Here is a 12,277-nt window from a genome sequence, read left to right as displayed (position 1 = left end):
TCGTGTGTGCGGGACGGGCGTGGCCCGCGGCAATCACCGCGGGCCACGCCCGTGTCCGTCGATCGATCAGTCGCGCGGCTTCTCCCGCAACTCGTACGCCTCGATGATGTCCCCGACCTTGATGTCGGAGTACGTCACCGTCAGACCGCACTCGTACCCGTCGCGAACCTCGACCACGTCGTCCTTCTCCCGCCGGAGCGAGGAGATGGTGACCGTCTCGGCCACCACGACGTTGTCGCGCAGCAGGCGGGCCTTCGCGTTGCGGCGCACCACACCGGAGGTGACGAGGCAACCGGCGATGTTGCCGACCTTCGAGGAACGGAACATCGCGCGGATCTCCGCCCGACCGAGGTCGACCTCCTCGTAGACCGGCTTGAGCAGGCCCTTGAGCGCCTTCTCGATCTCGTCGATCGCCTGGTAGATGACCGAGTAGTACCGGATGTCGACGCCCTCGCGGTTGGCCAGCTCGGTGGCCTTGCCCTCCGCACGGACGTTGAAGCCGATGATGATCGCGTTGGACGCCGACGCCAGGTTGACGTTGGTCTCGGTGACACCACCGACACCGCGGTCGATGACGCGCAGCTCCACCTCGTCGTCGATCTGGATCTGCAGCAGCGCCTCTTCCAGGGCCTCCACGGTGCCGGAGTTGTCGCCCTTGAGGATCAGGTTGAGCTGCGACGTCTCCTTCAGCGCGGCATCGAGATCGTCCAGGCTGATCCGCTTGCGGCTGCGGGCCGCCATCGCGTTGCGCTTGCGCGCATTGCGGCGGTCCGCGATCTGGCGTGCGATGCGGTCCTCGTCGACCACGAGCAGGTTGTCACCGGCACCCGGCACGGAGGTGAAGCCCACCACCTGCACCGGCCGCGACGGCAGCGCCTCGGCGACGTCGTCGCCGTGCTCGTCGACCATGCGACGGACGCGTCCGTACGCATCGCCGGCGACGATCGAGTCGCCGACCCGCAGCGTTCCGCGCTGGATGAGCACGGTGGCCACCGGGCCACGGCCACGGTCGAGGTGCGCCTCGATGGCGACACCCTGCGCGTCCATGTCCGGGTTGGCCCGCAGGTCCAGCGAGGCGTCCGCCGTCAGCAGCACGGCCTCGAGCAGCGCATCGATGTTGGTGCCCTGCTTCGCCGAGATGTCGACGAACATGGTCTCGCCGCCGTACTCCTCGGCCACCAGCCCGTACTCGGTCAGCTGGCCACGGATCTTCGCCGGATCCGCGCCCTCCTTGTCGATCTTGTTGACCGCCACCACGATCGGCACGTCCGCGGCCTGCGCGTGGTTGATGGCCTCCACCGTCTGCGGCATGACGCCGTCGTCGGCCGCGACCACGAGGATCGCGATGTCGGTGGCCTTCGCACCACGGGCACGCATGGCGGTGAACGCCTCGTGACCGGGGGTGTCGATGAACGTGACCAGACGCTCGTTGCCCTCGAGCTCGGTGAGCACCTGGTACGCACCGATGTGCTGGGTGATGCCGCCGGCCTCGCCCTCGCGGACGTTCTCCTTGCGGATCGTGTCCAGCAGTCGGGTCTTGCCGTGGTCGACGTGACCCATGACCGTGACCACCGGCGGGCGGGACTCGAGGTCCTCCTCGCCGCCCTCGTCCTCGCCGTAGGTGAGGTCGAAGGAATCGAGCAGCTCGCGGTCCTCGTCCTCCGGGCTGACGACCTGGACGACGTAGTTCATCTCGCTGCCCAGCAGCTCGAGCGTCTCGTCGTTGACCGACTGCGTCGCCGTCACCATCTCGCCGAGGTTGAACAGCGCCTGGACCAGGGCGGCCGGGTTCGCGTCGATCTTGTCCGCGAAGTCCGAGAGCGACGCGCCACGAGCGAGACGGATGGTCTCACCGTTGCCTCGCGGCAACCGCACGCCACCGACGGCCGGCGCCTGCATCGATTCGTACTCGGCGCGCTTCGCCCGCTTCGACTTGCGTCCACGACGCGGAGCGCCACCGGGACGACCGAACGCACCGGCCGCGGCACCGCGCTGACCCGGACGGCCACCGCCGCCGGGACGACCGCGGAAACCGCCGGCCGCGGGAGCACCGGCGCCGGGAGCACCGGGTGCGCCGCCGCCGCGGTAGCCACCGCCGCCGGGACGACCACCGGGCGCGCCGGGACGACCCGGACGACCGGCACCGGGGGCCGGACGTGCGGCGCGGGACGGCATGGCACCCGGGTTCGGGCGCGGGGGCATCGAGCCGGGGTTAGGCCGGGGACCACCGGGACGCGGGCCACCCTGACCGGCCGGGGGACGACCGGCACCGCCCTGCGGAGCCGCACCGCCGGCGGGACGGGGACCACCCTGACCGGGAGCCGGACGCGGTGCGCCGGGACGCGGACCACCCTGACCGGGAGCCGGACGCGGTGCCGGACGCTCGGTCGGAGCGGAGGAGTACGGGTTGTTGCCGACGCGCGGCGCCTTCGGGCCGGGCTTCGGACCCGGAGCGGCCGGGCGCGCAGGAGCATCGGCGCGCGCGGCGGGCGCGGCCGGGGCCTGCGGAGCGGGAGCCGGTGCCGACGGGGCCGGCGCAGCCGGACGCTGCGGTGCCGGAGTCGGCGCCGATGCGGCCGGAGCCTGCGGAGCCGGGGTCGGTGCAGCCGGTGCTGCCGGCGCCTGCGGAGCCGGCTTCGGGCCGGGGCGCGGAGCACCCGGCTTGGGGGCGGACGCGCCGCCCGAGGTTCCGTTGCCGCCGGACGCCGGCGCCGAGGCACCACCGTTCGCGGCGGGGAACGATTCACGCAGACGTCGCGCCACGGGTGCTTCCACCGTGGACGACGCCGACTTCACGAACTCGCCCTGCTCCTTCAAGCGAGCGAGTAGATCCTTACTGGTGACACCGAGCTCTTTCGCCAGCTCGTGCACGCGGGCCTTGCCTGCCACTGCTCTCCTCACTGAGAGGTCGAGCGCGGCTCCGACCAGGAGCGCCCGCACGACCTCGGGTTATCTCGACACGATGTTCATCGTCGGTGCTTCACGGTGTGCTCATGAATTCGTGAACCTGTTCTCCTCGTGGCGCGGCGAGTTGCCGCGGCCGGTCGGCCGGTCGATCGTCGTCCGATCGCAGACCACCGCGGACCGATCCAGAGGACCGGTGACGCGGAGCGCGCGACCGAGGGAGCGACGCTTCTCCGCCTGCTGGAAGCAGTCCGGATCGGGATGCAACCACGCGCCCCGACCGGGCAGCCTCCGACGATGATCGACCACGGCCCGCGCACCGCCGTTCTCGTCGAGAACGACCGCGATACGAACCAGGGCGGACGGCGAATCGCGCCGTTTGCATCCTACGCACGTGCGAACCGGTCCCTGGGGAACGGGAGTACCTGCGCCGGATGCAGCGGAATCCACCGTGCGTCGAGCCGTGTCACAGTCTAACGCGGATTCCGGGTCGGTATTCCCACCGGTGTTGCCACCGCCCGGGGCCGGGCCGTCGACACCGCCCGGGGCCGGGCCGTCGTCACCGCCCGTCACGGGGTGCTGTCCACCGCCGCGTCGCTTCGGATGTCGATGCGCCATCCGGTGAGCCGCGCGGCGAGTCGGGCGTTCTGGCCCTCCTTGCCGATGGCCAGGGACAGCTGGTAGTCGGGCACGATCACCCGAGCGGCCCGCGCGGCCTCGTCGACCACGGTGACCGACACGACCTTCGACGGCGACAGAGCGTTGCCGACGAAGGTCGCCGGATCGTCGTCGTAGTCGATGATGTCGATCTTCTCGCCGGCGAGTTCGCTCATCACGTTGCGCACCCGCTGACCCATCGGGCCGATGCAGGCACCCTTCGCGTTGAGGCCCGCGACCGTCGACCGCACGGCGATCTTCGACCGGTGGCCGGACTCCCGCGCGACGGAGACGATCTCGACGGACCCGTCGGCGATCTCCGGCACCTCGAGGGCGAACACCTTGCGGACGAGGTTCGGATGCGTGCGGGACAGCGTCACCTGTGGCCCACGCTGACCACGCGCCACGCCCACCACGTAGCACTTGATGCGATCACCGTGCTCGTAGGTCTCCCCCGGCACCTGCTCGGCCGGCGGGATCACCGCGTCGAGACCGCCCGCGTCGCTGCCCACCCGGACCACCACAGTTCCGCGCGCGTTCAGGCGAGCGTCCGCCTGGACCAGACCGCCGACGATCTCGCCCTCGTGTGTGGAGAACTCACCGAAGGACTTCTCGTTCTCGGCGTCGCGCAGCCGCTGCAGGATGACCTGACGAGCCGTGGTCGCCGCGATGCGACCGAACCCCTCCGGCGTGTCGTCGACCTCGGCGACGAAGTTGCCGTCCTCGTCGGTCTCGCGGACCATCACCCGCACCTGCCCGGTACGACGGTCGACGTCGATTCGCGCATCGGAGCGGTACCCGGCGGTGTGCTTGTACGCGGTCAGCAGAGCGGTCTGCAGCGTCTCGATGACCGCCTCGGTGGTGATGCCCTTGTCCGCCTCGATCGCGCGGAGGGCCGTCATGTCGATGTTCACTGGTGTCGGCTTTCACTGGACTGGTCGGTGTCGGTGGCGCTGGCGGTGTCGGGATCGGCGTCCGGATCGGCATCGTCGTCGTGGACGTCGAGATCCGTCGGCTCGTCCGGGGGATCGAGCGGGTCGTAGCGGCCGGGGGTGACCCCACCCGCGAGTTCGAGTTCGGCCGGACTCGGCGGGGAGAACTCGACCCGCACCACCGCGGAGACGACGTCCGCCGCGCGAACGGTGCGCACCTGCGGGCCGGACCGCGACTTGATCACGAGGTCGATCTCCCCCGCGTCCGGGCGGGCCTCCCCGACTCGGCCGTCGACGGTCTCACCGACGCGCCCGTCGACGGTCTCACCGCCGAGCGTCACCGTGACCGCACGCCCACGCGCCCGGCGCCAGTGCCGCGGTTCGGTCAGCGGACGATCGATGCCGGGAGTGGTCACCTCGAGCGTGTACGGGCTGTCGCCGAATTCGGTCGCGGCGTCGAGCACCTCGGAGATCTGCCGACTGATCGCGGCGAGAACGTCGAGTTCGAAGCCCGCGTCGCGGTCCACGACGATCTTCACGACACTGCGGCTGCCGGCTCGGGAGACCGTGACGTCCTCGACGTCGAACTCCCCCTCCGCGAACCCGGGACTCGCGGCGTGCGCGGAGATCAGCTCGATCACCCTGTCTCTGGACGGCACCGGCATCGCGCGCAGGACTCCTCGTGAAGTTGTGGGGTGTACACACGGATCGACCTCGACCCGTGTCACGGCAGGTGACCACGATACCGCGTGTCGACGCGGGCGACGGCACGGTGTGGTCGCCCGCGCCTCTGGCACGGTGTGGTCGCCCGCGCCTCTGGCACGATGTGCGTCGTGTCCCCCGTCGACCGCACCCTCCGCTCACGCACCCCGGCCGTCTCGCGCCGCACGGTTCTGCGGGCGTCGGCGACGCTGGGGGGCGCGGCGGTGCTCGCCGGAGTCACAGGATGCAGCAGCGCCGACGAGGCATCTCCGGCCGAACCCGATCCCCTGCTGGCCGAGGCTCGACGGGCGCGTGCCGACGCCGCCTCCGCGCGGGCCGTGCTGGCCGATCGTCCGGACCTGGTGGACACCATGACCGTCATCGCGGATCAGCGCACCGCGCACGCCGACGCACTCGACGCGGAGATCGTGCGCGCGACCCCCGTCACCGCCACCACGACGCCGTCCACCACCGCCCCGGTCCAACCGAGCGACATCCCCACGCTCGCGCAACTGCGCGACGACCTGACCGAGTCCGCCCAGCGTGCGGCCACCCTGGCACGGTCGACGCAGGGATACCGCGGCGGGCTGCTCGGGTCGATCAGTGCGTCCTGCACTCTCGTCGCGGCAGCGGTCCAGGCATGACCGGCAGCCACCCACGGAAGGCGACCTCGTGACCGACCTCGGACCCGAACAGCAGGCCCTCGTGGATGCTCTGGCCGCGGAACACGCGGCTGTCTTCGCCTACGGCGTCGTGGCGGCGTTCTCCAACCCCACCCGTGACCCGCTGGTCGCCCAGTACGCCGCCGACCACCGCGCTCGCCGGGACGCAACGATCGACGCACTGACCGCCGCCGACGTCGACGCGCCACCCGCCGCGGCCGGCTACACGGTGCCGTTCCCGGTCACCGACGCCGTCGCCGCAGCGCGCCTGGCGCAACAGGTCGAGGAGGACACCGCCGTCGCGTGGCGGTCGGTCATCGAACGGGCGCGGTCGGCACCGACGCGGGAAGCCGCCGTCGTCGCCCTCACCGATGCCGCACGCCGGGCCGCGTCGTGGCGGGCCATTCTCGGCATCTTCCCGTCGACGGTCGCGTTCCCCGGCACACCCGCCTGACGCTCAGTCGGTGATGACGGCGAGCAGGAGCCCGTCGCGTCCGTGCACCCCGACCGTCTGGACCGCCGTGCCGTCCAGTCGCGGGTGTGCCGCCACCAGATTCAGCATGGCGCGCAGCGTGTCACCCGCCGGCCCGTCCGTGTCGACGGCGCCGTCGCCGACCACACCGTCCGCGATGAGAACGGTGCCGGGACGGCCGAGCACCAGGGCCCACTCCACGTACTGAGCGCCCGCGTCGACGGGCCCGTCGCGGGCGATACGACGGAGGTGGAGGTCGATCACTCCGAACAGCGAGTCGTCGTCCGCGCGAATACGGGCGAGCGTGGTCAGCGGCTCACCGACCATGAGGTCGACCCGCGCCGCCAGCTCCTCGTCGAGCGACGAGCGCACCGTGTCCGCGGCCGCCTCGGTGGCCACCAGGGTGACCACTCGCCCCCGTGGCCCGACGGCGCGGACGGCGTGCGCGGTGGACTCGCCGTCCACCGGATCGACGATGAGGACACGCTTGGCGCCGACGGTGCGGGCCATGACCGAGGCCAGCTTGTCGCCCGCGGACCGCTCGTCGAACGTGCCGGCCAGCCTGGTCTCGGTGGCCGAGATGGGCCCCGGCGTCGTCACCGGCTGCCGCGCCCGGTCGCGGTGAGGATCTCGCTCACGGCGTCGTCGGCCGCGATCTCGCGCGTGGACCCGTCGAATCGGTTCTTGATCTCCACGGTGCCGTCCGCCCAGCCGCGGCCGACCACGAGGGTGAGCGGTACGCCGATCAGCTCGGAGTCCTTGAACTTGACGCCCGGCGACACCTTCGGCCGGTCGTCGAGCAGCACGTCGAGTCCACGCGCGTCGAGGTCGGCGGCGAGCGACTCGGCGCCGGCGCGCGCACCCTCGTCCTTGTTGGCGATGACGACGTGGACGTCCGCGGGGCTCACCGACGCGGGCCAGCGCAGCCCCTTGTCGTCGTGCATCTGCTCGGCGATCACCGCGACCAGGCGGGAGACGCCGACGCCGTAGGAACCCTGGATCAGGCGGACCGGCTTGCCGTTCTCCCCCAGGACGTCGACGGCGAAGGCGTCGGTGTACTTGGTGCCGAGCTGGAAGATGTGGCCGATCTCGATGCCGCGGGCGGAGACCAGAGTGCCGCGGCCGTCGGGAGCGAGGTCGCCGTCGCGCACTTCGGCGGCCTCGATGGTGCCGTCGGGGGTGAAGTCGCGACCGACCACCAGGTCGACCACGTGCTTGCCCTGCTCGTCCGCGCCGGTGATCCACGCGGTACCGGGCACGACCCGGGGGTCGACGAGGTACCGAACACCGTTGGCCAGCAGTGCCTTCGGGCCGATGTACCCACGCACCAGGAAGGGATTCGCGGCGAAATCGGCGTCCCCCAACAGCTCGAACTCCGCCGGCGCCAACGACGCCTCGAGGCGCTTGGCGTCCACCTCGCGGTCACCGGGCACGCCGATGGCCAGCAGTTCCCACTCGCCGCCGGGGACACGGGTCTTCACCAGCACGTTCTTCAGGGTGTCCGCCGCGGTGACCGTCCGACCGAGGTCGGCCCCGTTGGCCCAGTCGACCAGGGTCGCGATGGTCGGGGTGGATCCCGTCTCGTGCACCACGGCCGCGGGGAGACCGTCGATCGGCCGCGACGGCGGCGCCGGGGTGACGACGGCCTCGACGTTGGCGGCGTACCCGCTCTCCGGGCTGCGGACGAACGTGTCCTCGCCGATCTCGGACTCGGCCAGGAACTCCTCGGACGCGCTGCCGCCCATCGCGCCGGACGTCGCGGCGACGACGACGTACGAGATACCCAGCCGGTCGAAGATGCGCTGGTAGGCCTCACGGTGCGCGTGGTACGACGCCTTGGCGCCGGCCTCGTCGAGATCGAACGAGTACGAGTCCTTCATGACGAACTCGCGGCCGCGCAGGATCCCCGCGCGCGGACGTTCCTCGTCGCGATATTTTGTCTGGATCTGATAGAGCGTGACCGGGAGATCCTTGTAGGACGAGTACTCGCCCTTGACCGTCAGCGCGAACAGTTCTTCGTGGGTCGGACCGAGGAGCATGTCGGCGCCCTTGCGGTCCTTCAGCCGGAACAGCCCGTCCCCGTACTCGGTCCAGCGGCCCGTCACCTCGTAGGGCTCGCGCGGCAGCAGCGCCGGCAGCGAGATCTCCTGCGCACCGATGGCGTTCATCTCCTCGCGCACGACCTGCTCCACCCGGCGCAGCACGGTCAGGCCGAGCGGCAGCCACGAGTAGACACCCGGGGCGACGCGGCGGACGTAACCGGCGCGCACGAGCAGCTTGTGGCTGGGCACCTCGGCGTCGGCCGGATCGTCGCGGAGGGTGCGCAGGAACAGGTGGGACAGGCGGGTGATCACAGCCGACGAGCCTAGTGGGTGAGGGCGTGTTTCCCTCTCGGTAGGGTTGCCGACCGTGCTGATCCTGCTGCCCCCGTCCGAGACGAAGTCCGACGGCGGCACCGGTGGCCCCCTCGACCTCGACTCCCTCGCGCTGCCCGAGCTGACGCCTGCCCGCGAGACCGTGGTCGACGCCGTCGTCGCTCTCGCCGACGATCCCGACGCCCCGCGCATTCTCGGACTCGGCGCCACACAGGGCGCGGACGCCGTCCGCAACGGCGACCTCCGCACCGGACCGACGGCACCGGCACTCGAGCGTTACACCGGCGTGCTGTACGACGCGTTCGACGCGCCGTCACTCACCCGGGCCGGCCGGGCCCGCGCGGCCGAGCGCCTCTGGATCGGGTCCGCGCTCTTCGGCGCCGTCCGCGCGACCGACCTCGTGCCCTGGTACCGACTGTCCGGCGGCACCACCCTGCCGGGCCTCGGCACGCTCCGCTCGCACTGGAAGCCGCACCTCGGCGACGCGCTCGCCGCCGCCGCGCAGGGGGTGGTCGTCGACCTGCGGTCCGGCGCCTACCAGGACCTCGGGCCCGTGCCCCGAGCCGTGACCGCCACCGTGGTCACCGAGAAGCCCGACGGCACCCGCGCCGTGGTCAGCCACTTCAACAAGCACCACAAGGGCCTGCTCGCCCGCGCACTCACCACCACGCGCGCCGAGCCGAGCGACGTGCGCGGACTCGCTCGCGTCGCCCGCGCCGCCGGGCTGCGGGTGGAGGTCACCTCCCCGACACTGTTGACGGTGGTGACCTGAGTCAGCCGCGAGCGGCTTCCTGTGTCACGCGTCAGCCGCGAACGGCTTCCTGTGTCAGGCGTCAGCCGCGAGCGGCTTCCTGTGCCGCCTTGGCGGACGCGACGTCCGCCGCGCTGTAGCGGATGAAGAGGGCCGACACGGCCGCGACGGCCGCCAATCCGGCGCAGCCGAGGAGCCCGAAGGTGTACCCCTCGCCCAGCACCCGCACCTGCTCCTCCGTCATGGACACCGCCGACCCCGTGACCCCGCCGAGGGACATCGTCTTCGCCGCCGCCATCGCGCTGACCACCGCCAGACCCAGCGGTCCACCGAGGTTCTGGGCCACCAGCGAGATCGCCGTCAGCGGTCCGATGTTCTCTGCGCGCACCTGAGCGATCGCGCAGAGCGGCAGCGCGATGACCGCGAGGCCGACGCCGAACCCGATGCCGCCGATCGGCAGGAAGAGATCGGACCAGTACGACGCGTCGACGTCGATGCGGGACGCGAAGATGAGGTATCCGACGGTGAGAACCGCACCGGTGAACACGATCCACCGCGGCGCGACGCGCGGCGCGAGCCACGAGGAGGTGACCGCGGCCAGGGCCATCCCGCCGCCGAACGGGATGAACGAGATGCCCGCGTGCAGCGGGCTGTAGCCGAGGACGTCCTGGACGAACACCGCCACGATCACGGTCATCGCGAACAGGGCGCCGCCGGAGAAGAAGATGGCCGCGAACGTCGCGACCCGGTCGCGGTCACGGAACAGCTCGAACGGCAGCAGGGGGTTGCTCGCGCGGCGCTCCACCACGAGGAACGCGCCGAGCAGCGCCAGTCCGATCAGAACGGATGCCACGGTGACGGCGTCGGTCCACCCCCGCTCCGGCCCCTCGACGATGCCGAACACCACGGCTGTCGAACCCAACGTCGCCAGGACCGCCCCCGGGACGTCCAGCGCGGTGCGCTCGGCCGCCGTCTCCACGAGTGCGCGGGCACCGACCACGAGGATGGCCAGACCGATCGGCACGTTGATGAGGAAGATCCAGCGCCAGGACACCTCGGTGAGCGCACCGCCGATGATGAGCCCCGAGAACGACCCCACCCCGGTCATGGCCGCGTAGATCGCGATCGCCTGGTTGCGCACCGGACCGGGCGCGAACGTCGTCGCCACCAGGGCGAACGCCGTGGGTGACGCGACGGCTGCACCGGCGCCCTGCACGATGCGCGCACCGACCAGCATGGCCTCGTTCTGGGCCAGGCCGCACACGGCGGAGGCCAGGGTGAACAGCGCGACGCCCGTGAGGAACATGCGCTTGCGGCCGAAGGAGTCGCCCATCCGCCCACCGAGCAGCATGAGGCCACCGAAGGCCAGGACGTACGAGGACACCACCCAGTTGCGTCCGGCGTCCGAGAGGTTCAACTCCGCCTGCAGTGGAGCGAGGGCCAGATTGATGACGGTGCCGTCCAACACGGCCATCAACTGCATGCCGCCGAGGGCGACGATGGCCGGTCCGAACGCGCGGGTCGTCACCGGATACCCGATCGGCGCGACGTGTTGGGAGGCGGACATGGAGCGCCACTCTACTGCCCGGGAACGAGATCCCCGATCCGCGCCGGAAAACCCGCAACGGGCCCGACGACGATGATCGCCGGCGGTCGGACGTTCTCCTCGCGGACCCGGTCCGCGACGGTCTCGAGGTCGGCGTGGACGACGCGCTGCGACCGCGTCGTCCCCTCCTGGATCGCGACGACCGGGGTGTCGGCGGGCCGACCGTGCGCGATCAGCACCTCGGCGAACGAGTCGATCCGCTCGACGGCCATGAGCAGTACGAGGGTCCCGCGCAGGCGAGCGAGCGAGGGCCAGTCGATCAACGACTCGGGATGGTCGGGCCGCAGGTGCCCGCTGACGACGACGAATTCGTGCGTGACGCCCCGGTGAGTCACCGGCACCCCCGCGGCCGACGGGACCGAGATCGCACTGGTGATGCCGGGGACGACGGTGACGGGCACACCCGCCGCCGTGCAGGCCTCGAGCTCCTCGTAGCCGCGTCCGAACACGTAGGGATCGCCGCCCTTGAGCCGCACGACGAACTTGCCGGCCTTGGCGTGGGTGATCAGGGCGTCGTTGATGGCCTCCTGCGCCATGAAGCGCCCGTACGGGATCTTCGAGGCGTCGATCACCTGCACGTGGGGGCCGAGTTCGGCCAGCAGCTCGGGCGGAGCGAGCCGGTCCGCGACCACGACGTCGGCGCGGGCCAGCAGCCGTCGACCGCGCACGGTGATGAGATCCGGATCGCCCGGGCCGCCGCCGACGAGTGCGACGCCGGCCACCTCGGGCTCCGCCGCGTCCGCGATCGCGCCCGACTGCAGTCCGTCGAGCACCGCGTTGCGGACCGCGGCGGACCGACGATGCTCGCCGCCGGCGAGGACTCCCACGGTGAGACCGTCGTACTCCGCGCTGGCGGGCGTGACGGCGGTGCCGTCGCGGGCGACGTCGGCCCGCACGCAGAAGATTCGATCCCGCTCGGCCTCCGCCACGATCGCGGCGTTGGTGTCGGCCTCGTCCGTGCAGGCGATGGCGTACCAGGCACCGGCGAGGTCGCCGTCGCGGTAGTCACGCACCTCGAGCTCGATCTGCCCGAAATCGGCGAGGGCATCGACGGCCGGTGTCGCCTCCCGCGCGATCACGGTCACCTTCGCGCCGCACGAGATCAGCAACGGCAGTCGGCGCTGCGCGACACTGCCGCCGCCGACGACCACGACGCGGCGACCGGCCAGGTTCAGCCCCACCAAGTAGGGGGAATCGGTCGCATCCACGTCGCGGA

At 71.6% G+C, this 12,277-nt stretch carries 11 protein-coding genes; 3 read left to right on the top strand and 8 right to left on the bottom strand.

Annotated elements, in window-relative coordinates; translation table 11 throughout:
• Window positions 1-66 precede the first annotated feature (66 nt).
• The 4 genes from infB to rimP all read right to left on the bottom strand — a co-directional run bounded on the left by infB (window position 67) and on the right by rimP (window position 5,158).
• On the bottom strand, window positions 67-2,889 hold the full coding sequence (infB, locus tag A3Q40_RS06945) for a translation initiation factor IF-2 (protein ID WP_068100721.1): 2,823 nt from the start codon (window positions 2,887-2,889) through the stop codon (window positions 67-69).
• Between the two features lie 102 nt (window positions 2,890-2,991).
• Window positions 2,992-3,522 carry a YlxR family protein gene (locus tag A3Q40_RS06940; protein ID WP_201132952.1) on the bottom strand — a complete coding sequence of 177 codons (531 nt, stop codon included), beginning with the start codon at window positions 3,520-3,522 and terminating at the stop codon, window positions 2,992-2,994.
• Window positions 3,474-4,475 (bottom strand): transcription termination factor NusA, encoded by a 1,002-nt coding sequence (gene nusA / locus A3Q40_RS06935; protein WP_068100719.1) that lies wholly within the window; start codon window positions 4,473-4,475, stop codon window positions 3,474-3,476. Before nusA ends, A3Q40_RS06940 begins: the two co-directional genes overlap by 49 nt.
• On the bottom strand, window positions 4,472-5,158 hold the full coding sequence (rimP, locus tag A3Q40_RS06930) for a ribosome maturation factor RimP (RefSeq protein WP_068100717.1): 687 nt from the start codon (window positions 5,156-5,158) through the stop codon (window positions 4,472-4,474). The genes nusA and rimP overlap by 4 nt, the downstream gene beginning before the upstream one ends.
• 168 nt (window positions 5,159-5,326) lie before the next feature.
• On the opposite strand from rimP, the gene A3Q40_RS06925 reads away from it, so the two are divergent.
• Complete coding sequence (locus A3Q40_RS06925) at window positions 5,327-5,839, top strand: hypothetical protein (protein ID WP_235606493.1); 513 nt, start codon at window positions 5,327-5,329, stop codon at window positions 5,837-5,839.
• Window positions 5,840-5,867: 28 nt separating this feature from the next.
• Window positions 5,868-6,311, top strand: a complete 444-nt coding sequence (locus A3Q40_RS06920) for a ferritin-like domain-containing protein (RefSeq protein ID WP_068100715.1) — start codon at window positions 5,868-5,870, stop codon at window positions 6,309-6,311.
• A 3-nt stretch (window positions 6,312-6,314) separates the two neighbouring features.
• Here the strand turns inward: A3Q40_RS06920 and A3Q40_RS06915 are convergent, their stop codons facing one another.
• Window positions 6,315-6,929: an O-methyltransferase gene (locus A3Q40_RS06915; protein WP_068364569.1), complete on the bottom strand. Its 615-nt coding sequence runs from the start codon at window positions 6,927-6,929 to the stop codon at window positions 6,315-6,317.
• Window positions 6,926-8,683 (bottom strand): proline--tRNA ligase, encoded by a 1,758-nt coding sequence (locus A3Q40_RS06910; protein WP_068100711.1) that lies wholly within the window; start codon window positions 8,681-8,683, stop codon window positions 6,926-6,928. Before A3Q40_RS06910 ends, A3Q40_RS06915 begins: the two co-directional genes overlap by 4 nt.
• 55 nt (window positions 8,684-8,738) lie before the next feature.
• On the opposite strand from A3Q40_RS06910, the gene yaaA reads away from it, so the two are divergent.
• On the top strand, window positions 8,739-9,476 hold the full coding sequence (gene yaaA, locus A3Q40_RS06905; protein WP_068100709.1) for a peroxide stress protein YaaA: 738 nt from the start codon (window positions 8,739-8,741) through the stop codon (window positions 9,474-9,476).
• 61 nt (window positions 9,477-9,537) lie between these two features.
• Here yaaA and A3Q40_RS06900 read toward each other — a convergent pair whose 3' ends face one another.
• Window positions 9,538-11,022 (bottom strand): MFS transporter, encoded by a 1,485-nt coding sequence (locus tag A3Q40_RS06900; protein ID WP_068100707.1) that lies wholly within the window; start codon window positions 11,020-11,022, stop codon window positions 9,538-9,540.
• Window positions 11,023-11,033: 11 nt separating this feature from the next.
• Window positions 11,034-12,269: a uroporphyrinogen-III C-methyltransferase gene (cobA, locus tag A3Q40_RS06895; protein WP_068100705.1), complete on the bottom strand. Its 1,236-nt coding sequence runs from the start codon at window positions 12,267-12,269 to the stop codon at window positions 11,034-11,036.
• Between the last annotated feature and the right edge of the window lie 8 nt (window positions 12,270-12,277).

This window comes from Rhodococcus sp. PBTS 1 (assembly GCF_001620025.1).
Classification (GTDB): domain Bacteria; phylum Actinomycetota; class Actinomycetes; order Mycobacteriales; family Mycobacteriaceae; genus Rhodococcoides; species Rhodococcoides kroppenstedtii.
The sequence above is the reverse complement of the archived record's forward strand: the minus strand, read 5'-3'. Positions and strand labels throughout refer to the sequence as shown.

Excerpts from the sequence above, each read along its gene's own strand:
- A3Q40_RS06940 (WP_201132952.1), bottom strand. The coding sequence starts at position 3,522 with ATGGCGCATCGACATCCGAAGCGACGCGGCGGTGGACAGCACCCCGTG.
- rimP (WP_068100717.1), bottom strand. The coding sequence starts at position 5,158 with ATGCCGGTGCCGTCCAGAGACAGGGTGATCGAGCTGATCTCCGCGCAC.
- A3Q40_RS06900 (WP_068100707.1), bottom strand. The coding sequence starts at position 11,022 with ATGTCCGCCTCCCAACACGTCGCGCCGATCGGGTATCCGGTGACGACC.